Annotated in this window: 2 protein-coding genes; both read right to left on the minus strand. The window is 73.3% G+C overall.

Going from position 1 to position 1,199, the window contains the following annotated elements; genetic code table 11:
- A partial coding sequence (locus EIO58_RS18220; protein ID WP_127820587.1) for a signal peptidase I occupies positions 1 to 656 on the minus strand: 656 nt, incomplete at its 3' end.
- A gap of 1 nt (position 657) precedes the next feature.
- On the minus strand, positions 658 to 1,199 hold a 542-nt coding region (locus EIO58_RS19100), incomplete at its 5' end, for a hypothetical protein (protein ID WP_164861880.1).

Consider the following 1,199-nt stretch of genomic DNA (forward strand, 5'->3'; position numbering starts at 1 on the left):
GCCGGCGCCGGCGCGACGGTCAGCGATCCGCCCGTCAACGCCAGCGCCACCGCCGCACCGACCCCTGCGGCACGGCGAGCACGTCGCGACCCCGGCGACGGCGTATCGTGCGGGGGCGTCTCGGCAGGCTCGGGCTCGACGCGGTCCGACCGGCGCCGAGGCCAGAACACCACGATGATCAGAGCCGTCGCGGCGATCGTCAGCGCGCCCATCACCCCCGGTGAGCCGAGCGCGACGAGCACCGGCGCGACACCGGGCAGCGCGAGCACGACGCGGCGGACCTCGGTCACCTCGTACGGCATCGGGTCGTCGACGGCGTTCGCATCTCCGCGCATCCGGATGCTCCGGGCCTCGTCCGCGCCGGGAATGCCGTCCACGCCGACGACCCGGTGCGTCACCGGCAGCTGTCCCGCCCGCTCGACCATGACCACGTCGCCGACTCGGATGTCGGCGGCCGGGATGCCGTTGACGATCGCGGCGGACCCGGCGGGAATCGTCGGTGACATCGACCCCGTGCGGAACATGACGATCCGCACGTCGAAGACCGCCGCCGCGACGGCGAGCGCGATGCACAACGCGCCGAGCGCGGCGGCGATCGCGAGTCCGGCATCCGCCGCCCTCGCCCACGGTCGTCGCGCCGCAGGGTCCTGCGTCATGTCAGCCTGCCGAGGTCGCCGTGAACGTCCAGGTGACCGAGCCGGTCTGGCCCTGGAACGAGTCTGCGGTCCCCGGGGCGATGCGCACCTCGAAGCAGAACCCCACCTCTGCTCCCGCGGCGCCGATGGCGTTCGCGATCGGGGTTGTCGGCACCTGCGACACCGCCAGGTATGACGTGGCGGCGCCCGCGATGTACACGGGGGCGCCGGTGAACGCGGCCGCGTCGCAGGTCGACGACGGACTCGGCCCCGGCATCCGTATCGCTCGGTACTGCAGCGCGGGGGTCAGGCCGCCCGTCGGCGCGGCCGATGTGAGGTCGACCGTGCCGCCTACCGTGGACGCCGGTGTGGTGCGCACGTTGAGCCACGCGTAGAACGACGTGCCGGGCGACATCGCCGGCGCGTCGAACAATAACGTCGCGCCGGGAGCCGTCGTCTGGCTCGCGTACGTCGGCGTGCCCTGAGACCGCGATTGCGTGCCGAACACGCTCGACCCGAAGCTGCCCGTCGCGTTCTCGGTGTCGGTCCACGACGCGAGCGTCG

This window comes from Microbacterium sp. CPCC 204701 (genome assembly GCF_004010105.1).
In the GTDB taxonomy this organism is placed as follows: domain Bacteria; phylum Actinomycetota; class Actinomycetes; order Actinomycetales; family Microbacteriaceae; genus Microbacterium.